The following is a 23,969-nucleotide window of genomic DNA, read 5'->3' as shown; positions in this document are numbered from 1 at the left end:
CGGCCGGAAGACACACGGACGCACAGACGCACGGTCGCACGGGCGCGGGCGCGGGCGTGTGCGGGCGCCCGCGGTCAGCCCCCGTCTCCGCCCGCCGCCACCCGCTCGAGCAGTGCCACCGGCGACCGGGCGAACAGCTCCGCCACGCGCGTGTGCCCCGTGAACTCCCGTCCGGGCGACAACGCGTCGGCCCACCGGCCCGGCGGCAGCGGCAGCGCCGTCCCGTGCCAGCCGCCCGCCCCGGCCAGCCGCAGCGACAGCCGGGTCACGGCCGTCAGGACCTCCCCGGAGCGCACGAACGCCACGCAGTGCGCCGCCGCGGGGCCCTCGGCGGGCAGCGGCTGGTACGTCGCCGCCTCACCGAAGGCGTCGGGCCGCCGCGCGCGCAGCGCCAGGGCCGCCCGGGTCACCGCGCCCTTCTCACCGCCCCCGCCGCCCTCCCCGAAGCGCACGGGCCGGCGGTTGTCCGGGTCCACCAGGGCCAGGTACTCGTCCTCCGTGCCCTGGTAGAGGTCCGGCACTCCCGGCATCGTCAGGTGCGCCAGGGCGGTGCCGAGGACGTTGGCCCGGATGTGCGGCTCCAGGGAGTCGCGGAACGCCGCCACCCGCTCGCCCGGCGCGCCGCACGGTCCCGCCGCCACGAACCGGGCCACCGCCTCCTCGTAGGGCGGCTCCTGCTCCGTCCAGCTGGTGAACATCCCCGCCTCGCGCACGTGCTTCAGCAGCGCCTCCCGCACGCGCTCACCGTCCGCCGGCCCCAGTCCGAACACCGTCTGCCAGGCCGCCCACGCCACCTGGGCGTCCGGCACGCCCTCACCCGTGCGGGTGACCTCCGCCAGGACGTCCGCCCAGCGCTCGGGGCATTCCGTGAGCACCGCCAGCGCGGCCCGCACGTCGGCGCTGCGCTTGGTGTCGTGGGTCGAGACGACCGTGCCGGTCGTGGGCCAGTCGCGCTGCACGCGCGCGCAGTACCCGTGGAACTCCTCCGGTGTCACCGCCGGACTCCCCGGGTCCCCGCCCACCTCGGTCGCCGACAGCAGCGGAACGTAGCGGTAGAAGGCCGTGTCCTCCACCGACTTCGCGCGCAGCGCCGACGCCGTCTGCGCGAACCGCGTCCGGAACTCCACGTGGTCCGGCCCGTCCCCGTACCGCCCCAGCGCCAGGCCCCGTACGACGTCCACCGCGCCGGCCTCCTCGGGCACCGAGAACGCGAGCCGCGCCTCGGCCGCCGCCTCCTCGGTGACGACCGACGCCGCGTCCACCGACGCGTACGGCCGGTACACCTCCAGCCGGACCAGCAGCTCCCGTAGCGCCGCGCGCAGCGCCCACGGGGCCCGGTCGCGCAGCACGGGGTCCGGCGAGGCGACGCACAGGCGGTGCGCCACCCGGGTCAGCCGGTCCACCTCGGTGGCCAGCTCGTGCGTGACCACCTTGTACGCCGCCCGCCGCACCGTCGCCGCCCAGTCCCCGCCCCGGTCCGTCTGCGGGGCGGCGAACCTGCGGTACTGACCGAGCAGTTCCCCGTACCCGGCCGGGTCCGTGAAGAGCCCGTCGACGTGCCGCAGGGCGTCGTAGCCGGTCGTGCCCGCGACGGGCCACGCGGCCGGCAGCCGTTCACCGTCCGCCAGGATCTTCTCGACCACCGTCCACCGGCCGCCGCTCGCCTCGTGCAGCCGCCGCAGGTAGGTGTCGGGGTCGGCGAGGCCGTCGGGGTGGTCGACGCGCAGCCCGTCGACCACCCCCTCGTGCAGCAGCCGCAGCACCGTGGCGTGCGTGGCCTCGAACACCTCCGGGTCCTCCACGCGTACGCCGATCAGCTCGGAGATGCTGAAGAAACGCCGGTAGTTCAGCTCGGTCCGGGCGAGCCGCCACCACACCGGGCGGTACCACTGCGCGTCCAGGAGCTGCGGCAACGGCAGGCCGGCGGTGCCGTCCCGCAGGGGGAAGGCGTGGTCGTGGTAGCGCAGTACGCCGCCGTCGACCCGGAGGTCGTCCAGTACCTCGCCCACCGGGGCGCCCAGCACCGGCAGCAGCACCTGGCCGCCCTGTGCCTCCCAGTCGATGTCGAACCACCGCGCGTACGGGGACTCCGGGCCCCGGCGCAGCACCTCCCACAGGACGCGGTTGTGGCGCGGGGACATCGCCATGTGGTTCGGCACGATGTCCACCACCAGGCCGAGACCGTGCTTCCGCGCGGTGCGCGCCAGTGTCCGCAGGCCCTCCTCGCCGCCCAGCTCCTCGCGCACGCGCGCGTGGTCCACGACGTCGTAGCCGTGCGGCGAGCCCGGGACCGCCTCCAGGACGGGGGACAGGTGCAGGTGCGACACACCGAGCGAGGCGAGGTACGGCACCGCCGCCGAGGCAGCCCCGAAGGGGAACGCCGGCTGCAGCTGCAGCCGGTAGGTGGCCGAGGGGGCCGCAGGGGCCGGGGACAGCGCCGGGTCGGGTCGCTCAGGTGTCATGGAGAACTACGTACCCGCCCCGCCGCCGTTCGTGTCATCGGCCCCCTGCACGGACGTACGGACGGGCCCGCCCGGTGGCGTCCGTTCGCCCGTCAGACGGGCCCGCCCGGTGGCGTCCGTACGCCCGTCAGACGGGCCGCCGCAACACCGCCAGGCTTCGGTCCACCAGGGTCAGCCGGTCCCCGGCCTGCACCTTCGCGGCCGGTTCCGCGGGCACCCCTTCCGTCAGGGCGGTGTCGACGATCACCTCCCACTGCCGGCCGTGGTCGACCGGCACCACGAAGTCCAGCGGCTTCGGTGAGGCGTTGAACATCAGCAGGAACGAGTCGTCGGCGATGCGTTCCCCGCGCGCGCCGGGTTCGGAGATCGCGTTGCCGTTCAGGAACACCGTGAGCGCCGACGCCCGCGCCGAGTTCCAGTCCCGCTGGGTCATCTCCGCACCCTCGGGGGTGAACCAGGCGATGTCCGACAGCTCGTCGTGGGTGCCCTCCACGGGGCGGCCGTGGAAGAAGCGCCGCCTGCGGAAGACCGGGTGGTCCTTGCGCAGCCAGACCATCGCGCGCGTGAACTCCAGCAGCCCCGAGCCGGCGCCGTCGCCGTCGCCGTCGGGCCACGCCACCCACGCCAGCTCGTTGTCCTGGCAGTAGGCGTTGTTGTTGCCCCGCTGGGTGCGGGCGAACTCGTCGCCGTGGCTGATCATCGGCACGCCCTGGGAGAGCAGCAGGGTGGCGATGAAGTTCCGCATCTGCCGCGCCCGCAGCTCCAGCACCGCCGGGTCGTCGGTGTCGCCCTCGGCGCCGCAGTTCCAGGACCGGTTGTGGCTCTCGCCGTCCCGGTTGTCCTCGCCGTTGGCATGGTTGTGCTTGTCGTTGTACGCCACCAGGTCGTGCAGGGTGAAGCCGTCGTGGCAGGTGACGAAGTTGATGGAGGCCAGCGGGCGGCGGCCGTCGTCCTGGTAGAGGTCGGAGGAACCGGTCAGCCGGGACGCGAACTCCGCCAGCGTGCGCGGCTCGCCGCGCCACAGGTCCCGCACCGTGTCCCGGTACTTGCCGTTCCACTCGGTCCACAGCGGCGGGAAGTTGCCCACCTGGTAGCCGCCCTCGCCCACGTCCCACGGCTCGGCGATCAGCTTCACCTGCGAGACCACGGGGTCCTGCTGCACCAGGTCGAAGAAGGACGACAGCCGGTCCACCTCGTGGAACTGCCGGGCCAGGGTGGCGGCGAGGTCGAAGCGGAAGCCGTCGACGTGCATCTCGGTGACCCAGTACCGCAGCGAGTCCATGATCATCTGGAGTACGTGCGGGGACCGCATGAGGAGTGAGTTCCCGGTCCCCGTGGTGTCCATGTAGTACCGGGGGTCGTCGGTCAGCCGGTAGTAGGACGGGTTGTCGAGGCCCTTGAAGGACAGCGTGGGGCCCAGGTGGTTGCCCTCGGCGGTGTGGTTGTAGACCACGTCGAGGATCACCTCGATCCCGGCCTCGTGCAGTGCCTTCACCGCCGACTTGAACTCCAGGACCTGCTGGCCGCGGTCGCCCCAGGAGGCGTACGCGTTGTGCGGGGCGAAGAAGCCGATCGTGTTGTAGCCCCAGTAGTTGTTCAGACCCATGTCCACCAGGCGGTGGTCGTTGACGAACTGGTGCACGGGCATCAGCTCCAGCGCGGTGACCCCCAGTTCGGTCAGGTGCTCGATGAGCGCCGGGTGCGCGAGGGCCGCGTAGGTGCCGCGCAGTTCCTCGGGGAGCCCGGGGTGCCGCATGCTCAGGCCCTTCACGTGGGCCTCGTAGATCACCGTGTGGTGGTACTCCGTCCGGGGTCGCCGGTCGTCGCCCCAGTCGAAGTACGGGTTGACCACGACCGACGTCATCGAGTGCGGCGCCGAGTCCAGGTCGTTGCGCCGGTCGGGGGCGTCGAAGTGGTAGCCGTACACCTCCTCGCCCCACTGGACCGAGCCGCTGATCGCACGCGCGTACGGGTCGAGGAGCAGCTTGGCGCTGTTGCACAGCAGCCCGCGCTCCGGGGCGTACGGGCCGTGCACGCGGTACCCGTACCGCTGCCCCGGCATCACGCCCGGCACGTACGCGTGCCGGACGAACGCGTCGCTCTCCCGCAGCTCGATCGCGGTCTCCGAACCGTCGTCGTGCAGCAGACACAGCTCTACTCGGTCGGCGGCCTCCGTGAAGACCGCGAAGTTGGTGCCGGCGCCGTCGTACGTGGCACCGAGTGGATACGCCTCTCCAGGCCAGACCTGCATGAACACGACTCTTTCAGGTGTGGGGCGCCGGTGCGGACGCCTTGGCTCCGAGTCTCCCGGAAGTCTCCCCGAAAGTGAGGCGACCGCCTGGCACGTACGTCCTCCTGCCCACCCGTCGGCCTTTTGCACGACCCGCGCCCGGGGGAGGGCGCGAGGGATCCTTCCCCGTACCGGGCGGCGTCACCGCTATGAATCCGCTCACTCCCCGGTGTAATGCGGGCCGGAACGCGCTTCTGGATCAGGTTCGTTGGGAAAACCGGCCCGGCCATCGGGCTGCATCGCGGACCGCTCGCGGAGTACCCTTCCTTGATCGTTGGGACGGGGTCTTCCCGGTAGTGCTCCGGGGGAGCGGAAGGCGGTGCGCGGGTGGGCTCGGGAGGGCTGGAGCTGCCTCCTGGTGACGACGGTCACCAGGGGAACTCCACGGACGTCCCGCCCGGTGCGGTGTCCCTGGCGCGGCCGATGAGCGCGGGCGCGATCGGTCCGGAGCTGGACTGGGACACCGACGCCTGGCACGAGGTGCGCACCCGTGCGCAGCGGGCCGGCCGGGCCTACATCTGGCTGAACCTCGTCGAACAGCGGCTGCGCGCGGTCGTGGCCGCCGTCCTCAGGCCGGTCTACGAGCCCGTCCACGGCGACGAGTGGGTGGTCGCCGCCGCCGGGCCCGCCGGCCAGGAGTGGGTGCAGCGGGCCGTCGCCGTCCGCGAGGTCAGCCGCCGCAAGGGGTACCTGCTCGACCCGGCCGACGACAACGTCCTCAGCTTCCTCACGCTGCCGCAGCTGCGCGAGCTGATGATCCAGCACTGGCCCTGCTTCGAGCCCTACGTGGACGAGCGCCGCGACGTGGAACTCGCCCTGGACGAGCTGGAGGTCACCCGCAACGTCGTCTCCCGCAACCGGGCGCTGTCCGAGGCGGTGCTCAGCCAGGCCGAGCGGGCCTCGGCGCGGCTGCTGGAGGTCCTCGGCGCGGGTGGCGACGTGCCGTCCACGCGGCGGCTGCCGGTCGACGCGGTGGAGGACCTGGTCGGCGACCGCTACGCCGACGTGGTCGCCGTGCACTCGGACCGGGTGCGGCTGCTGCGCCAGTTCCCGGCCGAGGACCTCTTCGGCGGCGCGCGGCGCGTGGACGCCCTCGGTATCGGCCTCAACCTGCTCGTGCAGAACTTCTCCGGCCGCCGCCTGCTCCGGCTGGCCGAGTCCGGCGGCCGGGTGCGGCTGCTCTTCCTGAACCCGGCCTCCAGCGCGATCAAACGCCGCGAGCGCGAACTCGGCATCAAGCGGGGCGAGCTGAGCCGCGCCGTGGAGATGAACATCCTGCACATGCGCCGGGTGCGTTCCCGGCTGCGGGACCCGGGTGCGTTCGAGATCCAGGTCTTCGACGAGACCCCCCGCTTCACGGCCTACCTCGTCGACGGGGACGGCGCCGACGGCATCGCGGTCGTGCAGTCCTACCTGCGCCGGACGCGGGGGATGGAGGCGCCGGTACTCGTCCTACGCAACGGACGGAACGGCGGCAAGGTGGTGAAGTCGGACCAGATGGACGAAAGCGGACTCTTCCCCACCTATCGCGAGGAGTTCGAGCTGATGTGGGCGGATTCGCGGCCGGTGTCGTGAGTGCGGCCGACGGGAGGGCCTGCCCCCTGACCGGGCGTAAGCGGAACGCGATCCTCTGATTGTCAGTGGCCCATGGGAGGGTGGAGACCACTGGGGGAACGCACCACTGAGAAGGGGGACCGCCCATGGGCTGGCACCGGGAGCTGCTGGTCGGCTTCGACCTGGAGACGACGGGCACCGATCCGCGCGAGGCACGCATCGTCACGGGGGCCGTGATCGAGGTCGTGGGCGGGGATCCGCGAGGACGCCGGGAGTGGCTGGCCGACCCCGGCGTGGAGATCCCGGCGGACGCGGTGGCGGTGCACGGCATCACCGGCGAACGGGCGGCCGCCGAGGGCCGCCCCGCCGACCAGGTCGCCGACGCCATCGCCGGTGTGCTCGCGGCCTACTGGAAGACGGGCGTCCCGGTCGTCGCCTACAACGCGGCCTTCGACCTCACCCTCCTCTCCGCCGAACTGCGGCGCCACGGACTGCCGTCCCTGCGCGACCGCCTGGGCGGCCTGGACCCCGCCCCGGTCATCGACCCGTACACCATCGACCGTTCCGTCGACCGCTACCGCCGCGGCAAGCGCAACCTCGAAGCCGTCTGCCGGGAGTACGGCGTCCCGCTCGACGCCGCCCACGACGCCACGGCCGACGCCCTCGCCGCGGCCCGGCTGGCCTGCGCGATAGCCGGCCGCCACCCCAAGGTCGCGGCCCTCGGCCCGGCGGAGCTGCACCACCGCCAGATCGAGTGGTACGCCGAGTGGGCGGCGGACTTCCAGAGCTTCCTGCGCCGCAAGGGCGACGCCGCGGCGGTCATCGACGGGAGATGGCCGGTGCGGGAGCCGGCCGACGAGCGGGTCTGACCGGTACCGGAGGACGACCCGCGGTCAGAACGGATACCACCGCACCGTCGGATCCCCGTCCCGCAGCGACGCCACCCGGCGTTCGAACTCGGCCAGCGCCTTCGGGTTGCTCGGCGCGTGCTGGGCCACCCATGCGCAGCTGGCCGTCTCCCGGGCGCCGCGCAGCACCGCGCAGCCGTCCCACTCGCGCACGTCCCAGCCGTAGGTCGCGGTGAAGGCGTCGTGCGCCTCGGCGGGCAGTCCGTAGCGGTCCCGGCTGAGCGCCATCACCACCAGGTCGTGCTCGCGCAGGTCCGCGGAGAAGGTCTCCAGGTCGACCAGGACCGGCCCGTCGGGTCCGACGTGCACGTTGCGGGGCAGCGCGTCGCCGTGGATCGGGCCCGGCGGCAGATGGGGGACGAGCGCGGCGGCGGCCGCCGCGAAGCCGTCCCGCCGCTCACGCAGATACGCGGCGTCCGCGGGGTCGATCACGTCACCCGCGAGCCGCAGCCAGCGTTCCACCCCGCCCAGCAGCTCGCGGGGCGGCAGCCCGAAGGAGGGGGAGGGCAGCGCGTGGACCAGCCGGAGCAGCGCGGCCACGTCCCGGGGCTCGGCGGGCCGTACCGGGGCGGGCAGCCGCCGCCACACCGTCACCGGGTGCCCGTCGACGAACCGCGCCGTCGGATCGGCCGCCCGCACCGCCGGCACCCCGGCCTCCTCCAGCCACACCGCGACGGCCAGTTCCCTGCGCGCCCGGCCGAGGAGTTCCGCGTCCCGGCCGACCTTGACCGCCAGGTCACCGGCGGCGAACACCGCGTTCTCGCCGAGGGCGAGCAGCCGCGCCTCCCGCGCCGGGCCGGGCAGCACCCCCGCCGCGGCCAGCACCTCCCGCGCCCGTGCCTCGTCCATCGTTGTCCGCCTCCGTGTCCGTGGTGCCCGTGGTGCCGGTCGTGTCCGTCATGTCCGTCGCGTTCCCGTCATCCGTCGGCCAGTGTCGCATTCGCACAGGTGGGAGCGTGTGCGCGGGCTCTTGACGGGGCACGGCGCCTTCACGACCATGACCAGGCCGGTTCGATCCGCGCAAAGGGGCTGATTACGTGACATCGGTGACCGAGCCGAGAAAACCGGCGCGCCGCGCGCCCGGCACGGACCGCCCGCGGCACGGCCCCGACCACGGCGCCTGGTTCCTGGTGCTGCCCGCGCTGATCCCCATCCTGGTCCTCAGCGTCGGACCGCTGCTCTACGGCATCCTGCTGGCCTTCACCGACGCCCAGTCCGGCCGGACGGAGCCCACCCGGTGGATCGGCACCCTGAACTTCCAGGACCTGCTGCACGACACCCTGTTCTGGGACTCGTTCCGCATCGGCCTGGTGTGGGCCGTCGGGGTGACGGTGCCGCAGTTCCTGCTCGCGCTCGGCCTCGCCCTGCTGCTCAACCAGAACCTGCGGCTGCGCTGGCTGGCCCGCGCCCTGGCGATCGTCCCCTGGGCGATGCCCGAGGTCGTCGTCGGCATCATGTGGCGGCTGGTCTACAACCCGGACGCCGGCATCCTCAACGAGACCCTGCGCGACTTCGGCCTCGGTGACGGCCGCGACTGGCTCAGCGGCCTCGCCACCGCCCTGCCCGCCGTCATCGTCGTCGGCGTCTGGGCCGGCATGCCCCAGACGACGGTCGCCCTGCTCGCCGGGCTCCAGAACACCCCGCGCGAGCTGCACGAGGCCGCCGCGGTCGACGGCGCGGGAGCCTGGCGCCGCTTCCGCACGGTCACCTGGCCCGCCCTCAGACCGGTCGCACTCGCCATCACCGCGCTCAATCTCATCTGGAACTTCAACTCCTTCGCCCTGGTCTACGTGCTGACCAACGGAGGCCCCGGCGGCCGGACCCGGCTGCCCATGCTCTTCGCCTACGAAGAGGCCTTCCGATACGGGCAGTTCGGCTACGCGGCCGCGATGGGCTGCGTCATGGTCGCCGTCATCTCGATCCTGCTGGCCGTCTTCCTCGCCGGCCGGCTCAGGGGCGGACTCAAGGGAGGTGGCGAGGCGTGAGGACCTCGAGAGGCGCCCGCGTGGGCCAGTACGCCGCGTTGCTCGCGTATCTCGTCTTCCTGGCCTTCCCGTTCCTCTGGCTGATCTCCACCGCGTTCAAGCCGCCGCAGGAGCTGGCCAGTCTCCACCCCACCTGGATCCCGGAGAACCCCACCCTCGACAACTTCCGGCAGGCCTTCGACGAGCAGCCGCTGCTGCGGGCCGCCCTGAACTCCCTCCTCGCCGCGCTCGGCGCCGCGCTGATCGCCGTGGTGATCGCGACGCCGATGGCGTACGTCATGGCCCGGCACCGCGGCCGGCTCGGCAGGGCGGCCACCGGGTGGGTCGTGGTCAGCCAGGCCTTCCCCTTCGTGCTGCTGATCATCCCGCTCTTCCTGGTCCTGAAGAACCTCCGGATGATCAACTCCGTGCCGGGCCTGGTGATGGTCTACGTCGTGTGGTCGCTGCCGTTCGCCCTGTGGATGCTCGCCGGGTACGTCCGGGCCGTGCCGGCCGAGCTGGAGGAGGCGGCGGCGGTCGACGGCGCCGGGCGGCTGCGGACACTGGTGTCGGTGACCGCGCCGCTGCTCGCGCCCGGGATCGTGGCGACGGCACTGTTCGCGTTCATCACCGCGTGGAACGAGTTCTTCTTCGCGCTCGTGCTGCTGAAGACACCGGAGAAACAGACCCTGCCGGTGATCCTCACCCACTTCATCGGCGCCGAGGGCGTCGCGGACCTCGGCCCGCTCGCGGCGGCCGCCTTCCTCGCGACGCTGCCCTCACTGGTCGTCTTCGCACTCATCCAGCGGCGGATCACGGGCGGCATGCTCGCCGGGGCGGTGAAGAGCTGATGCGCACGAGAATCACGACCCTGCTCCTCTCCCTCACCCTCCTGCTCGCCGGCTGCTCGGGCGGGGGCGACGACGAGGACGGCCGGATCACCCTGCGCTTCCAGTCCCTGGCCTGGCAGGAGGAGTCCGTGACGGCCAACAAGGAACTGGTCCGGGAGTGGAACGCGACCCACCCGGACGTGCGCGTCGAGTACGTCCAGGGCAGCTGGGACAGCGTCCACGACCAGCTCCTCACCTCCTTCGAGGGCGGTGAGGCGCCCGACATCATCCACGACGCCTCCGACGACCTCGCGGACTTCGCCTACGGCGGCTACCTCGCCGACCTGACCGACCTGCTGCCCGAGCGGCTGAAGTCGGACATCCCGCAGCGCAGCTGGGAGACGGTCACCTTCGGCGACGGCGTCTACGGGGTGCCGTTCCTCCAGGAACCGCGTGTACTGATCGCCAACGCCGACCTGCTGGAGACGTCGGGCGTCCGGATCCCGACGCCCGAAGACCCCTGGACCTGGGCGGAGTTCCGGCAGGTGACGAAGGAGCTGAGCGGCGACGGGAGGTACGGCGTGGCCTGGCCGCTGAAGGAGCCCGTGTCCGCCACGCTCAACCTGTCCCTGTCCACCGGCGGACGGCTGTTCCACCGCGGCGCGGACGGGAAGGTCACCGTCCGGTTCGAGGAGGGCGACGAGGTGGTGCCCCGCACCCTCCACGACCAGGTCAACACGGACCACAGCGCCTCGCCCACCACGCTCGGCAGCGGCGGCTCCGACACCCTGCCCGGCTTCTTCGCGGGCACGTACGCGATGGTGCCCCTCGGCTTCTCCTACCGCCAGCAGATCGAACAGCAGGCACCCGACGGCTTCGACTGGCAGGTGCTGCCCGCCCCGGCCGGTGCCGAGGGGCTCACCCAGGGCGTCAGCCCCCAGACGCTGTCGATCGCCGAGGACAGCCCGCACAAGAAGGAGGCCGCCGCGTTCGTCGACTTCCTCCTCCAGCCGGACAACATGGTGCGCCTCGCCCTCGGCGACTGGATGCTGCCGACCGGCAGCGAGGCGCTGAAGGACCCGGCCCTGCGCACGGCCGAGCACGGCTGGGCCACGGGCACCGCCCTCGCCGGCCATCTGCGCTCGGCGCCCGCGCAGTCCGTGCGGGGCTACCCCGAGTGGAAGGACAAGGTGGCCACCCCCGCACTCCAGGAGTACTACAGCGGAGCGATCGACACGGAGGAGCTCCGCAGCCGCCTGGAGAAGGACGGAAACCTCGTCCTCGCCCGCTACCAGCGCTGACGGCGGCCGGCGGCCCGTCGGGGGCACGAGGAGGAACCTGCGGGAAAATGGTTGCACGAGACGTCTCGTCTCGCATACATTGTTCGCATGACCAGTCCCGCTCACATCGCCATGTTCTCCATCGCCGCGCACGGCCACGTGAACCCCAGCCTGGAGGTGATCCGCGAGCTCGTAGCGCGGGGGCACCGGGTGACGTACGCGATCCCGCCGCTCTTCGCGGAGAAGGTCGCCGAGGTGGGGGCCGAGCCCAAGCTGTGGAACAGCACGCTGCCCGGCCCCGACGCCGACCCGGAGGCCTGGGGGACCACGCTGCTGGACAACGTGGAGCCATTCCTGAACGACGCGATCCAGGCGCTCCCGCAGCTCGCCGAGGCGTACGAGGGGGACGAGCCGGACCTGATCCTGCACGACATCGCCGCCTACCCGGCCCGGGTGCTCGGTCACCGCTGGAACGTGCCCGTGATCTCCCTGTCGCCGTGCATGGTCGCCTGGGAGGGGTACGAGCAGGAGGTCGGCGAGCCGATGTGGGAGGAGCCGCTGAAGACCGAGCGCGGCCAGGCGTACTACGCCCGTTTCCACGCCTGGCTCGAGGAGAACGGGATCGCCCAGCACCCCGACCCGTTCGCCGGCCGCCCCGACCGCTCCCTGGTGCTGATCCCCAAGGCACTCCAGCCCAACGCCGACCGGGTCGACGAGAAGACGTACACCTTCGTCGGCGCCTGCCAGGGCGACCGCTCCGCCGAGGGGGAGTGGCAGCGGCCCGACGGCGCCGACAAGGTCGTCCTCGTCTCCCTCGGCTCGTCCTTCACCAAGCAGCCGGCCTTCTACCGGGAGTGCGTCAAGGCCTTCGGCGAGCTGCCCGGCTGGCACGTGGTGCTGCAGGTCGGCAAGCACGTCGACGCCGCCGAGCTGGGTGACGTGCCGGACAGCGTGGAAGTGCGCTCGTGGGTGCCGCAGCTGGCGATCCTCAAGCAGGCCGACCTGTTCGTCACCCACGCGGGCGCGGGCGGCAGTCAGGAGGGCCTGGCCACCGCCACGCCGATGATCGCCGTGCCGCAGGCCGCGGACCAGTTCGGCAACGCGGACATGCTCCAGGGGCTCGGCGTCGCACGCCACCTCCCCACCGAGGAGGCCACCGCCGAGGCGCTGCGCACCGCCGCCCTCGCCCTGGTCGACGACCCGGAGGTGGCAGGGCGCCTGAAGGAGCTCCAGGCCCAGATGGCCGAGGAGGGCGGCACCTCGCGGGCCGCCGACCTGATCGAGGCGGAGCTGTCGGCGGCGAGGGCCTGACCGCGCCGCCGCGGAAGAGGCCGAGAGGCCCGTCGGTTTCCAGGAGGACTTCCCGGAGACCGACGGGCCTTTCGGCTCTCACCCGTGCAGGCTCCCGCTCACACCCCGACCCGTCGCCCGCGGTGTCCGACTCCGCCGAGAGCTCTGCTGTTGCTACTCGCGGGTCTTGATCAGGGGGCGAAGCCGTACGGTGCCCTTCCACAGAGTTGTTGAATAAGTCACAGGAGTGCGTAGTGGTTGAACCGCGCGCACCGCATCGGCGAGAGTGGCGCGCACGTCCGCCCGGTGCGCGGACGCGGCCGTCGTGCCCACCCCCACGGGGCACGACGGCCGTCCTATGGTGTGGGCATGACGACGATGTACGCGGCGCTGCTGCGCGGGATCAACGTGGGCGGCGCGAAGAAGCTCCCGATGGCCGAACTGCGGTCACTCCTGGAGGGCCTCGGCCACGACGCCGTACGCACCCATCTGCAGAGCGGGCAGGCCGTGTTCGCGTCCGGCCACGGGGACGAGGAGGCCCTCGCGGCCGAGTTGACGCGGGCGATCGAGAAACACTTCGGCTTCGCGGTGGACGTGATCGTGCGCGACCACGCCTATCTGCGGGCGGTCGCCGAGGCGTGCCCGTTCCCGGCCGCCGACCTGGAGGCCAAGCAGTTGCACGTCACCTACTTCTCCGCGCCGGTCGACGCGGAGCGCTTCGCGGCGATCGACCAGCCGGCCTTCCTCCCGGAGGAGTTCCGCCTCGGCGACCGTGCCCTCTACCTGTACGCGCCGGACGGCCTGGGCCGCTCCAAGCTCGCCGAGGCCCTCGCCAGACCCCGTGTGAACAAGGGCCTGATCGCCACCAGCCGCAACTGGAACACCGTCACCAAGCTCGTGGAACTGACCGCCCCCTGACCGCCCCCTGACCGCGCACGCCAAGGATTGGAGCAGCGACAGAGCGCGGGCCGTCCCGCGCGACGCCCGGGCGGCCGGGCTCTTCGACAGCTTCCGCGTCCTGGCCACCGACCCCGACGTCTGCGAACTCAACCACACCCGCACCGGCGGGCTGTCCTTCGACCGAGGACGACGCCGCGGTCAGGCCCCGACCGCCGCCAGCACCGGCAGCCGCGCCCCGTCGTACCGCTCCAGCAGCACCCGCGCCACCTCCGGCGAGGGACCGAGGACGTCCGCCAGTACGTCCGCCTCGGCCGCACCCCGCGCGATACGGTCCGGCAGGAAGCCCGGGGCCAGGACGTACGGCGCCACGGCGACGCGGGCGCAGCCCAGCTCCCGCAGCTCGCGCACCGCGTCCTCGGTGCGCGGAAGGGATGCGGAGGCGAACGCGGGCCGCACGGCGCACCAACCGGTGTGCCGCCACTCCCGCGCGATTTCTGCGATCACCGCGATCGCCTCCGGGTCGGTGGACCCCGCCGAGGCCAGCACGACCCCGGTCGAGGACTTGTCGGCGGGCGTCAGACCCGCCTCGTACAGGCGCCGCTCCAGCGCCGACAGCAGCAGCGGGGAGGGGCCGAGCACCTCCGCCTGCCGGATCCGCAGCCGCGGGGGCGCGTCCGCGAGGACCGCCGGGATGTCCGCCTTGGCGTGGAAGGCGCGGGTCAGCAGCAGCGGCAGCGCCACGACGTCCCGGACCCCCTCCGTCTCCAGGGATTCCAGTACCCCCTGCACGGAGGGGACGTTGAAGTCCAGGAAGCCGGTCTCCACCCGTACGTCAGGGCGCAGCGACCTGACCCGGCGCACCAGGGCGTGCACGGTGGCGGCGTGCCGCGGGTCGCGGCTGCCGTGCGCGATGACCAGCAGGACGGGGCGGGCGGAACGGACGGGACGGGAGGAGCGGGCCGGTCGGTGCATGGTGTGCCTCAGCTCCTCACCAGCAGGCCGCGGCTGCGCAGCACCCACCGCTCCAGCGGGCTGAAGATCAGCAGGTCGATGGCGATGCCGACGAACAGGATCAGCAGGATCGCCTCGAACACCATGGCCATGTCGCTGGCGTTGCGGCCGTTCTCCAGCAGCTGGCCGAGGCCCACCCCGAGGTCGGGGAAGGAGGCGATGATCTCGGCGGCCATCAGCGACCGCCAGGAGAACGCCCAGCCCTGCTTCAGACCCGCCACATAGCCGGGCAGCGCGGCCGGCAGCACGATGTGCCAGGTGCCCTTCAGCCCCGTCGCGCCCAGGGTGCGGCCGGCGCGCAGGAAGATCGGGGACACCTGGTCGACGCCCGACACCAGGCCGTTGGCGATGGACGGCACCGCGCCGAGCAGGATGACGGCGTACATCATCGAGTTGTTCAGGCCGAGCCAGATCACGGCCGGCGGCACCCAGGCCACCGACGGCAGCGACTGGAGGCCGGACAGGATCGGGCCGATCGCCGCGCGCACGAACTTCACCCGCGCCACCAGCAGCCCCAGCGGGGTGCCGATCAGCAGGGCGAGGCAGAAGCCGAGCAGGCCGCGCGAGACGCTGGTCCAGATGTAGCCGAGCAGCTCGCCCTGGAGCCAGGCCTGGCGGACCACGTCCCACACGTCGGACGGGGCGGGCAGCTTCGTCGGGTCGTCGACTATCCGGAAGGAGACGAGTCCCTGCCACACCGCGAGCACCAGGAGGACGGCGACGGTGGGCGGCAGGATCTTCTCCACGAAGGTCTGCCGGAAGGGCTTGCGGCCCTGCTGCACCGTCTCCAGTGCGTCCAGGCCCGCCTCCAGACCGGCGAGATCGCCGCCGTCCTTCGCGGGGCGCGTCGTGTCAGTGCTGGCCATGGCGGCGGATCTCCCCACGCAGTTCTTCGGTGATCTCGACGGACAGCTCCGCCACGGCGGTGTCCTCGATGCGGCGCGGCTGCGGGATGCCGACCGTCCACTCCCGCGCCACGCGCCCGGGACGGGAGGACAGCAGCACCACGCGCTCGGCGAGCCGGACGGCCTCGCGCACGTTGTGCGTGACGAACAGGACGGACAGGTTCGTCTCGCGCCAGATCCGTGTCAGCTCGTCGTGCAGCACGTCCCGGGTGATGGCGTCCAGCGCCGCGAACGGCTCGTCCATCAGCAGCAGCTTGCTCTCCTGGGCGAGCGCCCGGGCCATCGCGACCCGCTGGCGCATACCGCCGGACAGCTCGTGCACCCGCTTGCCGTACGCGCCCTTCAGCCGGACGAGCTCGAGCAGTTCCTCCGCCTTGTCGCGACGCTCGGACTTGGGCACGCCGCGGAGTTTCAGGGCGAGTTCGATGTTCTTGCCCGCGGTCAGCCACGGGAACAGGGCGTGCTCCTGGAACATCAGGGCCGGCCGCCCGTCCGTGGTGATCGCGCCGGCGCTCGGCTTGTCCAGGCCCGCCACCAGGTTCAGCAGCGTGGACTTGCCGCAGCCGGAGGCCCCCAGGAGGGTGACGAACTCGCCGGGCGCCACATCGAGGGTGATGTCGTCCAGTACGAGTTGCCGCCCGGCGGGGCCTGTGAACGACTTCGAGACGTGCTCGATCCGGGCGGCGTGCGTGGCCGCCCCGGTGCCCTCGTCGGCCTTGGCGAGGGTCGTGGTCGTGGCCATGGTCGTCACCTCCTGAGGAATGGTCGGGGTCCGCGCCTACTGGACGCCGAGACCGGCGTCGTCGACCGCGGGTTCACCCTTGGCCTTGAGGACCTTGTTGAGCAGCGTGAGGTCGTAGATGCCCTCGAGGTCGGGCTGCTCCAGCAGGCCCGCCTGGACGGCGTGGTCCGCCTGGGCGTCGAGGGTGGCGGCCAGCGGGTCGTCGGTGAGCCGGATCGACTTCCACGCCGGGTCCAGGACGTCGGCCGGCAGTGCCTTGCCGGTGTCCTTCTCCAGCTGCTTGTTCGCCGCGGCCTTGGCCTCGTCGGGGTGGGCCCCGATCCACTCGTTGGTGTCGACCGAGGCCTTCAGCACCGCCTCGACGACGTCGGGGTGCTCCTCGAGGAACTCCTGGCGCACGATGATGTTCGTGATCACGAACTCCTCGTCCGGCCACAGCGCCGACTCGTCCAGCAGTACCTTGCCGCCCTGGGCGACCAGCCGGGACGCGGTGGGCTCCGGCACCCAGGCGCCGTCGACGGACCCGGACGCGAAGGCGTTCGGCGTCACCTTGTTGTCGCTGCGGACGACCGTCACGTCGCCCTTTCCGCTCTGCGCGTCGACCTTCCAGCCCTGCTCGGCGATCCAGTTGAGGAACGCCACGTCCTGCGTGTTGCCCAGCTGCGGGGTGGCGATGCGCTTGCCCTTGACGTCCTTCAGCGACTTGATCTTGTCCGGGTTCACCACCAGCCTCACCCCGCCGGAGGCCGAACCGCCGATGATCCGCAGGTTCTTGCCGTCCGACTTGGCGTAGCCGTTGATCGCCGGCGACGGGCCGATCCAGCCGATGTCGATGGAGCCGGAGTTCAGCGCCTCGATCTCGGACGGGCCCGCGTTGAAGACCGCGTACTTCGCCTCGGTGGCGCCCAGCTCCTTCTGGAAGAAGCCCTTCTGGTTGCCGACCAGGGGAGTGGCGTGGGTGACGTTGCCGAAGTAGCCGATCCGGACGGAGTCGAGACCGTCGATCTTCTCGGCGCCCGCCGCGACCTTCGCGGTGTCGTCGTCCTTGGCCTGCGAGCCGTACCCGCAGCCGGCGAGGGCCAGCAGCGGGAGGGCGGCGAGGGCCGCGAGGGTGCGGCGCAGGGCGGTGGTGGCAGGCACGGGAGGTGTTCCTCTCGTTGGTCCGGCTCGCACGCCTGTCGGTTCGTCCGATGCGTCAGGTCGTGGCCGGGGGGTCGGCAGGTCTTCGGCTGTGCGGGTGGGGGGTGTGGGCGCGCGAGCGGTGCGCGTACGTCACCGCCCACATCGCGCCACTCCGCCCTGCCCGCTGCCGAGGGCGCCGCTGCCGACGCGGCCGCCCTCCTTCGCGAACGTGGAGTAGAAGTCGGGGGAGCCCATGCTCAGAAGTCCCACCCGTCGTCGTCCGCCTCGTCCTTGACCGGCTCGGGCGTGGCGAAGGACTCGCCGGCCATGCCCGCGGTGAGCGTGGTGCCGTCGTTCGGGTCGATCAGGATGAACGAACCGGTGCGGCGCGAGTCGGCGTAGGAGTCGGCGGGCAGCGGCTCCGCCGTACGGATCTTCACCCGGCCGATGTCGTTGGCGACGAGCTGCCCGGGGTGCGGGTGCAGGGACAGGTCGTCCAGGGTGAGCCGGGCCGGGATGTCCTTGACGACCGCCTTGACCGTGCGGGTGCCGTGCTTGAGCAGGACCCGGTGGCCGACGGTGAGCGGGGCGTCCGCGACGTGGCAGACCGTGGCCTCCACGTCCTGGGTGGTGGCCGGCGCGTCCTTGGCGGGCACGATCAGGTCGCCGCGCGAGACGTCGATGTCGTCGTCCAGCAGCAGCGTCACCGACTGCGGCGTCCAGGCGACGTCGACCGGCTCGCCCAGCAGGTCGATGCCGGCCACCCGCGACGTGCGGCCGGACGGCAGGACCTTCACCTCGTCTCCGACCCGGAAGGTGCCGGCGGCGATCTGGCCCGCGTAGCCGCGGTAGTCGGGGTGCTCGGCGGACTGCGGGCGGATCACGTACTGCACGGGCAGCCGGGCGTGGCAGTGCGCCAGGTCGTGGCTGACCGGGACGGTCTCCAGGTGCTCCAGCACGGTGGGGCCGCCGTACCAGTCCATGACCGCGGACGGCTCCACCACGTTGTCACCGGCGAGCGCCGAGATCGGGATCGCGGTGACCTCCGGGACGCCCAGCTCGGTGGCGTACGCCGTGAACTCCTCGGCGATGGCGGCGAACACGGGCTCCGCGTAGTCGACCAGGTCCATCTTGTTGACGGCGAGGACGACGTGCGGGACCCGCAGCAGGGCGGCGATCGCGGCGTGCCGGCGGGTCTGCTCGACGACGCCGTTGCGGGCGTCGACCAGGATCACCGTCAGCTCGGCCGTGGAGGCGCCGGTGACCATGTTCCGGGTGTACTGCACGTGCCCGGGGGTGTCGGCCAGGATGAACCGGCGGCGCGGGGTGGCGAAGTAGCGGTAGGCCACGTCGATGGTGATGCCCTGCTCGCGCTCGGCCCGCAGGCCGTCGGTGAGCAGCGCGAGGTCCGGGGCCTCCTGGCCGCGGCTCGCGGAGGCGCGCTCCACGGCCTCCAGCTGGTCGACGAGGACCGACTTGGAGTCGTGCAGCAGACGGCCGACCAGGGTGGACTTGCCGTCGTCGACGGACCCGGCGGTGGCGAACCGCAGCAGGGTGGTCTCCGACAGCTGCCAGGCCGCCTGCGGCTCGGTGGGTTCGGTGGTGCTGGTCATGGCTAGAAGTACCCCTCGCGCTTGCGGTCTTCCATCGCGGCCTCGGACATCTTGTCGTCGGCGCGGGTCGCACCGCGCTCGGTGAGCCGGGAGACGGCGATCTCGGCGATCACCTTCTCGATGCTGTCGGCGTCGGAGTCGACGGCGCCGGTGCAGGACATGTCGCCGACGGTGCGGTAGCGGACCCGCCGCTTGACCACCGTCTCGCCGTCCTTCGGGCCGCCCCACTCGCCGGCGGTCAGCCACATGCCGCTGCGTCCGAAGACCTCGCGCTCGTGGGCGTAGTAGATCGCCGGCAGTTCGATGCCCTCACGCGCGATGTACTGCCACACGTCCAGCTCGGTCCAGTTGGAGAGCGGGAAGACCCGGACGTGCTCGCCGGGGGCGTGCCGCCCGTTGTACAGGTTCCACAGCTCGGGGCGCTGGCGGCGCGGGTCCCACTGGGAGAACTCGTCGCGCAGCGAGAACACCCGCTCCTTGGCGCGGGCCTTCTCCTCGTCCCGGCGCCCGCCGCCGAAGACGGCGTCGAACTTCTCCGCCTGGATCTTCTCGGTCAGCGGCAGCGTCTGCAGCGGGTTGCGGGTGCCGTCCGGGCGCTCCTTGAGCACTCCCCGGTCGATGTAGTCCTGCACGGAGGCCACGTGCAGGCGCAGCCCGTGCTTCTCGACCGTGCGGTCGCGGTAGTCGAGGACCTCGGGGAAGTTGTGCCCGGTGTCGACGTGCAGCAGGGAGAACGGCACCGCCGCGGGGGCGAACGCCTTCAGCGCCAGGTGCAGCATGAGGATGGAGTCCTTGCCGCCGGAGAAGAGGATCACCGGCCGCTCGAACTCGCCCGCCACCTCGCGGAAGATGTGCACCGCCTCGGACTCGAGGGCGTCGAGGTGGGAGAGGGCGTACGGACCGGCCGTACCCTCCTCCACTGTGGCCACGGACGTCGTCATGCCAGTCCCCTTTCGGTGAGCAGGGCGTGGACCGCCGCGGCGGACTCCTGGACGGTCTGGTCCTGCGACTCGATGCGCAGGTCGGGCTTGACGGGCTCCTCGTACGGGTCGTCGACCCCGGTGAGCCCCGTCAGCTCACCCGCGGCCTGCTTGGCGTACAGGCCCTTCACGTCGCGCACCGAGCACACCTCGACCGGGGTGGCCACGTGCACCTCCACGTACGCCGTGCCGTTCGCCTCGTGGCGTTCCCGGACCGCGTCCCGGCTGTCCGCGTACGGGGCGATCACCGGGACCAGCGCAGTGACGCCGTTGCGGGCGAGCAGTTCGGCGACGAAGCCGATGCGCTGCACGTTGGTGTGCCGGTCCGCGCGGCTGAAGCCGAGGCCCGCCGAGAGGAACTCGCGGATCTCGTCGCCGTCCAGGACCTCGACGCGGTTGCCCTCCTCGCGGAGCCGGCCGGCCAGTTCGTGGGCGATGGTGGTCTTGCCGGCACTGGGCAGACCCGTGAGCCAGACGGTGGCTCCGGTCGTCACGTGGTTCTCCCTGTTTCTCGATGGTCCGGTGATCGTCGTCATGTCAGCCGTGCAGTCCGCACTCGGTCTTGGAGCGGCCCGCCCAGCGGCCGGCGCGGGCGTCCTCGCCCTCCAGCACACGGCGGGTGCAGGGCGCGCAGCCCACGGAGGCATAGCCGTCCATCAGCAGCGGGTTGGTGAGGACACCGTGCTCGGCGACGTACGTTTGCACATCTTCCTGTGACCACTTCGCGATGGGCGAGACCTTCACCTTGCCCCGCTTCTCGTCCCAGCCGACGACCGGCGTGTTCGCCCGGGTCTCGGACTCGTCGCGGCGCAGGCCGGTCGCCCAGGCCTGATAGCCCTTCAGGCCCTCCTCCAGCGGTCGCACCTTGCGCAGCGCGCAGCACAGGTCGGGGTCGCGGTCGTGCAGCTTCGGGCCGTACTCGGCGTCCTGCTCGGCGACGGACTGCCGCGGGGTGAGCGTGATGACGTTCACGTCCATCACGGCCTCCACCGCGTCCCGGGTGCCGATGGTCTCCGGGAAGTGGTAGCCGGTGTCGAGGAACACCACGTCCACGCCGGGCAGGGCGCGGGAGGCGAGGTGGGCGACGACCGCGTCCTCCATGGAGGAGGTCACGCAGAAGCGGCTGCCGAAGGTGTCGGCGGCCCACTGGAGGATCTCCATCGCGGACGCGTCCTCCAGGTCGCGGCCCGCACGCTCGGCGAGTGCCCTGAGTTCCTCGGTCGTACGCTCTTCCTGAACCGCCGTCATATCGGTTCCCCTCCCGTGGAGTTGGGCTGAAGACGCCGGGCGAGCAGCCCGAGGAACTTCAACTGGAATGCGCGGTTGCACGCCCCGCATTCCCAGGCCCCGTGTCCCTGCTCGCCGGGACGCAGGTCCTCGTCGCCGCAGTAGGGGCAGTAGAAGGGCGCGGCGCGCTCGCTCACGACAGGGCCTCCTCGGAGGCGCGGGCCGCCCAGGTGGCGAACCGCTCGCCGTCCTCACGTTCGGCCTGGTAGCGCTTGAGTACGCGCTCCACGTAGTCCGGCAGCTCCTCCGCCGTCACCTTCAGGCCGCGCACCTTGCGGCCGAAGCCGGGCTCCAGGCCGAGCGCGCCGCCCAGGTGCACCTGGTAGCCCTCGACCTGCTCGCCCCGGTCGTCGAGGACCAGCTGGCCCTTGAGACCGATGTCCGCGGTCTGGATGCGGGCGCAGGCGTTCGGGCAGCCGTTGAGGTTGATGGTGAGGGGCTCGTCGAACTCGGGGAGCCGGCGCTCCAGCTCGTCGATCAGCGAGGCGCCGCGCGCCTTCGTCTCGACGATCGCGAGCTTGCAGAACTCGATGCCGGTGCAGGCCATGGTGCCGCGCCGGAAGGTGGAGGGCCGGGCGGTGAGGTCCAGCGCCTCCAGGGACTCGACCAGGGAGTCGACCTGCCCCTGCTCGACGTCGAGGATGATCATCTTCTGCTCGACCGTGGTGCGCACGCGGCCCGAGCCGTGCGCCTCCGCCAGGTCGGCGACCTTCGTCAGGGTGGTGCCGTCGACGCGGCCGACGCGCGGGGCGAAGCCGACGTAGTAGCGGCCGTCCTTCTGCCGGTGCACGCCGATGTGGTCGCGCCAGCGGCTGGTCGGGTCCGCGGGCGCCGGGCCGTCGGTCAGCTTCCGCTGCAGGTACTCGTCCTCCAGTACCTGGCGGAACTTCTCCGAGCCCCAGTCGGCGACGAGGAACTTCAGGCGGGCGCGGTTGCGCAGCCGCCGGTAGCCGTAGTCGCGGAAGATGGAGATGACGCCCTCGTAGACGTCCGGGACGTCCTCGATCGGCACCCAGGCGCCGAGGCGCACGCCCAGCTTGGGGTTGGTGGACAGGCCGCCGCCGACCCACAGGTCGAAGCCCGGCCCGTGCTCGGGGTGCTCGACGCCGACGAAGGCGACGTCGTTGATCTCGTGCACCACGTCCAGCACCGGCGACCCGGAGATCGCGGTCTTGAACTTCCGCGGCAGGTTCGAGTACGCGGGGTTGTTCAGGACCCGGCGCTTCATCTCCTCCAGGGCCGGCGTGCCGTCGATGATCTCGTCCTCGGCGATGCCCGCCACCGGGGAGCCGATCATGACGCGGGGCGTGTCGCCGCAGGCGGTGACCGTGGACAGGCCGACGGCCTCCAGGCGGTTCCAGATCTCGGGCACGTCCTCGATCCGGATCCAGTGGTACTGGACGTTCTGCCGGTCGGTGATGTCGGCCGTGCCCCGCGCGAACTCCTGCGAGATCTCGCCGATCACCCGCAGCTGCGCGGTGGTCAGCGCACCGCCGTCGACGCGGACGCGCAGCATGAAGTAGCTGTCGTCGAGCTCCTCCGGCTCCAGGACGGCCGTCTTTCCGCCGTCGATGCCCTGCTTGCGCTGGGTGTACAACCCCCACCAGCGCATCCGTCCGCGCAGGTCGCTCGGGTCGATCGAGTCGAAACCCCGCTTGGAGTAGATCGTCTCAATACGTGTCCGTACGTTGAGACCGTCGTCATCCTTCTTGACCTGCTCGTTGCCGTTGAGCGGGGTGAAGTGACCTACGGCCCACTGACCCTCGCCGCGGTGACGGCTCACCTTGCGGCGGGGGGTCGCGGCAGCAGGCTTCGGCGGGGTGGCGGCCATGGCGTGACACGTCCTTCGGGACAGGCGGAAAGCGGCTCTTACCTGCGCGTACGGGCGCATGGGCAGGCATGCGCGTCATTGCGCGGGGGGAGGCGAATGCAGGGAATCCGGTAGTGCTGGAGCGGGCTCTCAGCGGACCGGACAGATGGCGCTGGACATGCGGCCGAGGTCGACGTGCCGCCGACTCACCAAGGCAATTCCAGTTCCAGGCATGGCGGAAGCGTGGCACGGCGATCTGGACACAGTCCAGCTTCTTCCAAAATGCGGACACCCTTGTCTCGCAGAACGAGACAAGGGTGTCGTGGGTCACAGGACGGCCCGCCGGTGGAGGGCCGGCGGGTCAGGCGGCGGACGGCCGGCGGGTCAGGCGGGGAACGCCCCGGGCCAGGGGCCCGGGGCGGCCACCTCCGCCTCCTCCTCGACCTTGGTGTCGAACAGACGGAAGCCGCGGCGCTGGTAGTTGTCCATCGCGTATGCGCCATCCTTGCTGCACGTGTGCAGCCACACCCGCTTGGTCGCGGCCAGCCCCGGCCACCGGTCCGCCAGGTCCCAGGCGCGGGCGGTCCCGTACGAGAGCAGGTGGCCGCCGATGCGCCGGCCCCGGAAGGCCGGGATCAGGCCGAAGTACTCGATCTCCACGACCCCGTCGTCCCCGGGCGTCAGCTCCACGTATCCGGCGGGCGTGCCGTGGTCGTAGGCGACCCAGGTCTCGACGCCGGGCCGCTCCAGGTGCTCCCGCCAGCGCGCGTAGCTCCAGCCGAGCCGGTCCGTCCAGCGGATGTCGCCCCCCACCGAGGCGTACAGGAAGCGGCTGAACTCGGGGGAGGGCACCTCGGCGCGAGCGATCCGGACGTCCCCTTCCGGTGCGGGGGCCGGCAGCAGATCGGTCGGCGCCGTCTGCTCCAGGGACCAGGTGGTCACGGCGATGTTGGTCATGCCGAGCAGGGAACCATCCGGCCCGCGGATCTGTCGATCCCCGCCCGCGCGGCCCGCGTGCCCC

22 protein-coding genes are annotated in these 23,969 nt (G+C 71.9%); 7 read left to right on the top strand and 15 right to left on the bottom strand.

All coding sequences use genetic code 11. From position 1 onward, the window contains the following. Nucleotides 1-74: 74 nt before the first annotated feature. Both treY and glgX read right to left on the bottom strand, forming a co-directional pair. Nucleotides 75-2,462 (bottom strand): malto-oligosyltrehalose synthase, encoded by a 2,388-nt coding sequence (gene treY / locus ACP4J0_RS16495; protein WP_426599425.1) that lies wholly within the window; start codon nt 2,460-2,462, stop codon nt 75-77. Nucleotides 2,463-2,589: 127 nt separating this feature from the next. Continuing rightward, complete coding sequence (glgX, locus tag ACP4J0_RS16490) at nt 2,590-4,713, bottom strand: glycogen debranching protein GlgX (protein WP_426599424.1); 2,124 nt, start codon at nt 4,711-4,713, stop codon at nt 2,590-2,592. A 366-nt stretch (nt 4,714-5,079) separates the two neighbouring features. Between glgX and ACP4J0_RS16485 the strand changes: the two genes are divergently transcribed. Both ACP4J0_RS16485 and ACP4J0_RS16480 read left to right on the top strand, forming a co-directional pair. Then, nucleotides 5,080-6,327: an SAV2148 family HEPN domain-containing protein gene (locus tag ACP4J0_RS16485; RefSeq protein WP_426599423.1), complete on the top strand. Its 1,248-nt coding sequence runs from the start codon at nt 5,080-5,082 to the stop codon at nt 6,325-6,327. Between the two features lie 125 nt (nt 6,328-6,452). Next, the gene (locus tag ACP4J0_RS16480) at nt 6,453-7,175 is read left to right on the top strand and encodes a 3'-5' exonuclease (protein WP_426599422.1); all 723 of its coding nucleotides are present in this window, start codon (nt 6,453-6,455) and stop codon (nt 7,173-7,175) included. A 24-nt stretch (nt 7,176-7,199) separates the two neighbouring features. Here ACP4J0_RS16480 and ACP4J0_RS16475 read toward each other — a convergent pair whose 3' ends face one another. Next, complete coding sequence (locus ACP4J0_RS16475; RefSeq protein WP_426599421.1) at nt 7,200-8,063, bottom strand: phosphotransferase enzyme family protein; 864 nt, start codon at nt 8,061-8,063, stop codon at nt 7,200-7,202. A 188-nt stretch (nt 8,064-8,251) separates the two neighbouring features. Between ACP4J0_RS16475 and ACP4J0_RS16470 the strand changes: the two genes are divergently transcribed. From ACP4J0_RS16470 to ACP4J0_RS16450, 5 genes are all read left to right on the top strand, one after another. After that, the gene (locus ACP4J0_RS16470) at nt 8,252-9,199 is read left to right on the top strand and encodes a carbohydrate ABC transporter permease (protein ID WP_426599420.1); all 948 of its coding nucleotides are present in this window, start codon (nt 8,252-8,254) and stop codon (nt 9,197-9,199) included. Next, a complete protein-coding gene (locus ACP4J0_RS16465; protein WP_426599419.1) occupies nt 9,196-10,029 on the top strand; it encodes a carbohydrate ABC transporter permease in 834 nt (277 codons plus the stop codon). Before ACP4J0_RS16470 ends, ACP4J0_RS16465 begins: the two co-directional genes overlap by 4 nt. Continuing rightward, nucleotides 10,029-11,309, top strand: a complete 1,281-nt coding sequence (locus ACP4J0_RS16460) for an ABC transporter substrate-binding protein (RefSeq protein ID WP_426599418.1) — start codon at nt 10,029-10,031, stop codon at nt 11,307-11,309. The genes ACP4J0_RS16465 and ACP4J0_RS16460 overlap by 1 nt, the downstream gene beginning before the upstream one ends. An 87-nt stretch (nt 11,310-11,396) precedes the next feature. Then, nucleotides 11,397-12,599, top strand: a complete 1,203-nt coding sequence (locus ACP4J0_RS16455) for a glycosyltransferase (RefSeq protein ID WP_426599417.1) — start codon at nt 11,397-11,399, stop codon at nt 12,597-12,599. A 348-nt stretch (nt 12,600-12,947) separates the two neighbouring features. Then, complete coding sequence (locus tag ACP4J0_RS16450) at nt 12,948-13,496, top strand: DUF1697 domain-containing protein (RefSeq protein WP_426599416.1); 549 nt, start codon at nt 12,948-12,950, stop codon at nt 13,494-13,496. A 180-nt stretch (nt 13,497-13,676) separates the two neighbouring features. Here the strand turns inward: ACP4J0_RS16450 and ACP4J0_RS16445 are convergent, their stop codons facing one another. The 12 genes from ACP4J0_RS16445 to ACP4J0_RS16390 all read right to left on the bottom strand — a co-directional run bounded on the left by ACP4J0_RS16445 (nt 13,677) and on the right by ACP4J0_RS16390 (nt 23,905). After that, the gene (locus ACP4J0_RS16445; protein WP_426599415.1) at nt 13,677-14,450 is read right to left on the bottom strand and encodes a sirohydrochlorin chelatase; all 774 of its coding nucleotides are present in this window, start codon (nt 14,448-14,450) and stop codon (nt 13,677-13,679) included. An 8-nt stretch (nt 14,451-14,458) separates the two neighbouring features. Further along, complete coding sequence (locus ACP4J0_RS16440; RefSeq protein WP_426599414.1) at nt 14,459-15,355, bottom strand: ABC transporter permease; 897 nt, start codon at nt 15,353-15,355, stop codon at nt 14,459-14,461. Next, a complete protein-coding gene (locus tag ACP4J0_RS16435) occupies nt 15,342-16,136 on the bottom strand; it encodes an ABC transporter ATP-binding protein (protein WP_426599413.1) in 795 nt (264 codons plus the stop codon). Before ACP4J0_RS16435 ends, ACP4J0_RS16440 begins: the two co-directional genes overlap by 14 nt. Before the next feature lie 36 nt (nt 16,137-16,172). After that, complete coding sequence (locus ACP4J0_RS16430; protein WP_426599412.1) at nt 16,173-17,276, bottom strand: aliphatic sulfonate ABC transporter substrate-binding protein; 1,104 nt, start codon at nt 17,274-17,276, stop codon at nt 16,173-16,175. A 239-nt stretch (nt 17,277-17,515) separates the two neighbouring features. Further along, the gene (locus ACP4J0_RS16425; protein WP_426599411.1) at nt 17,516-18,871 is read right to left on the bottom strand and encodes a sulfate adenylyltransferase subunit 1; all 1,356 of its coding nucleotides are present in this window, start codon (nt 18,869-18,871) and stop codon (nt 17,516-17,518) included. Nucleotides 18,872-18,873: 2 nt separating this feature from the next. Next, the gene (gene cysD, locus ACP4J0_RS16420) at nt 18,874-19,812 is read right to left on the bottom strand and encodes a sulfate adenylyltransferase subunit CysD (protein WP_426599410.1); all 939 of its coding nucleotides are present in this window, start codon (nt 19,810-19,812) and stop codon (nt 18,874-18,876) included. Further along, complete coding sequence (gene cysC, locus ACP4J0_RS16415; protein ID WP_426599409.1) at nt 19,809-20,387, bottom strand: adenylyl-sulfate kinase; 579 nt, start codon at nt 20,385-20,387, stop codon at nt 19,809-19,811. Before cysC ends, cysD begins: the two co-directional genes overlap by 4 nt. 1 nt (nt 20,388) lies before the next feature. Then, a complete protein-coding gene (locus ACP4J0_RS16410) occupies nt 20,389-21,099 on the bottom strand; it encodes a phosphoadenylyl-sulfate reductase (protein ID WP_426599408.1) in 711 nt (236 codons plus the stop codon). Further along, nucleotides 21,096-21,275, bottom strand: coding sequence for a hypothetical protein (locus ACP4J0_RS16405; RefSeq protein WP_426599407.1), 180 nt, complete (start codon nt 21,273-21,275; stop codon nt 21,096-21,098). The genes ACP4J0_RS16410 and ACP4J0_RS16405 overlap by 4 nt, the downstream gene beginning before the upstream one ends. Further along, nucleotides 21,272-22,969: a sulfite reductase SirA gene (sirA, locus tag ACP4J0_RS16400; RefSeq protein ID WP_426599406.1), complete on the bottom strand. Its 1,698-nt coding sequence runs from the start codon at nt 22,967-22,969 to the stop codon at nt 21,272-21,274. The genes ACP4J0_RS16405 and sirA overlap by 4 nt, the downstream gene beginning before the upstream one ends. Nucleotides 22,970-23,098: 129 nt before the next feature. Then, the gene (locus ACP4J0_RS16395) at nt 23,099-23,182 is read right to left on the bottom strand and encodes a putative leader peptide (protein ID WP_351391960.1); all 84 of its coding nucleotides are present in this window, start codon (nt 23,180-23,182) and stop codon (nt 23,099-23,101) included. 150 nt (nt 23,183-23,332) lie between these two features. Further along, on the bottom strand, nt 23,333-23,905 hold the full coding sequence (locus ACP4J0_RS16390) for a GNAT family N-acetyltransferase (protein ID WP_426599405.1): 573 nt from the start codon (nt 23,903-23,905) through the stop codon (nt 23,333-23,335). Nucleotides 23,906-23,969: the final 64 nt, after the last annotated feature.

Origin of the sequence: Streptomyces sp. WG7, from assembly GCF_049975785.1 — a bacterium.
Classification (GTDB): domain Bacteria; phylum Actinomycetota; class Actinomycetes; order Streptomycetales; family Streptomycetaceae; genus Streptomyces.
This window is presented reverse-complemented; position numbering and strand designations above follow the sequence as displayed.

Bases quoted from the DNA above. Each gene is read 5' to 3' on its own strand.
- treY (WP_426599425.1), bottom strand. From the start codon at position 2,462: ATGACACCTGAGCGACCCGACCCGGCGCTGTCCCCGGCCCCTGCGGCC.
- glgX (WP_426599424.1), bottom strand. From the start codon at position 4,713: ATGCAGGTCTGGCCTGGAGAGGCGTATCCACTCGGTGCCACGTACGAC.
- ACP4J0_RS16480 (WP_426599422.1), top strand. From the start codon at position 6,453: ATGGGCTGGCACCGGGAGCTGCTGGTCGGCTTCGACCTGGAGACGACG.
- ACP4J0_RS16475 (WP_426599421.1), bottom strand. From the start codon at position 8,063: ATGGACGAGGCACGGGCGCGGGAGGTGCTGGCCGCGGCGGGGGTGCTG.
- ACP4J0_RS16460 (WP_426599418.1), top strand. From the start codon at position 10,029: ATGCGCACGAGAATCACGACCCTGCTCCTCTCCCTCACCCTCCTGCTC.
- ACP4J0_RS16455 (WP_426599417.1), top strand. From the start codon at position 11,397: ATGACCAGTCCCGCTCACATCGCCATGTTCTCCATCGCCGCGCACGGC.
- ACP4J0_RS16450 (WP_426599416.1), top strand. From the start codon at position 12,948: ATGACGACGATGTACGCGGCGCTGCTGCGCGGGATCAACGTGGGCGGC.
- ACP4J0_RS16445 (WP_426599415.1), bottom strand. From the start codon at position 14,450: ATGCACCGACCGGCCCGCTCCTCCCGTCCCGTCCGTTCCGCCCGCCCC.
- ACP4J0_RS16440 (WP_426599414.1), bottom strand. From the start codon at position 15,355: ATGGCCAGCACTGACACGACGCGCCCCGCGAAGGACGGCGGCGATCTC.
- ACP4J0_RS16435 (WP_426599413.1), bottom strand. From the start codon at position 16,136: ATGGCCACGACCACGACCCTCGCCAAGGCCGACGAGGGCACCGGGGCG.
- ACP4J0_RS16425 (WP_426599411.1), bottom strand. From the start codon at position 18,871: ATGACCAGCACCACCGAACCCACCGAGCCGCAGGCGGCCTGGCAGCTG.
- cysD (WP_426599410.1), bottom strand. From the start codon at position 19,812: ATGACGACGTCCGTGGCCACAGTGGAGGAGGGTACGGCCGGTCCGTAC.
- cysC (WP_426599409.1), bottom strand. From the start codon at position 20,387: ATGACGACGATCACCGGACCATCGAGAAACAGGGAGAACCACGTGACG.
- ACP4J0_RS16410 (WP_426599408.1), bottom strand. From the start codon at position 21,099: ATGACGGCGGTTCAGGAAGAGCGTACGACCGAGGAACTCAGGGCACTC.
- sirA (WP_426599406.1), bottom strand. From the start codon at position 22,969: ATGGCCGCCACCCCGCCGAAGCCTGCTGCCGCGACCCCCCGCCGCAAG.
- ACP4J0_RS16395 (WP_351391960.1), bottom strand. From the start codon at position 23,182: ATGCCTGGAACTGGAATTGCCTTGGTGAGTCGGCGGCACGTCGACCTC.
- ACP4J0_RS16390 (WP_426599405.1), bottom strand. From the start codon at position 23,905: ATGACCAACATCGCCGTGACCACCTGGTCCCTGGAGCAGACGGCGCCG.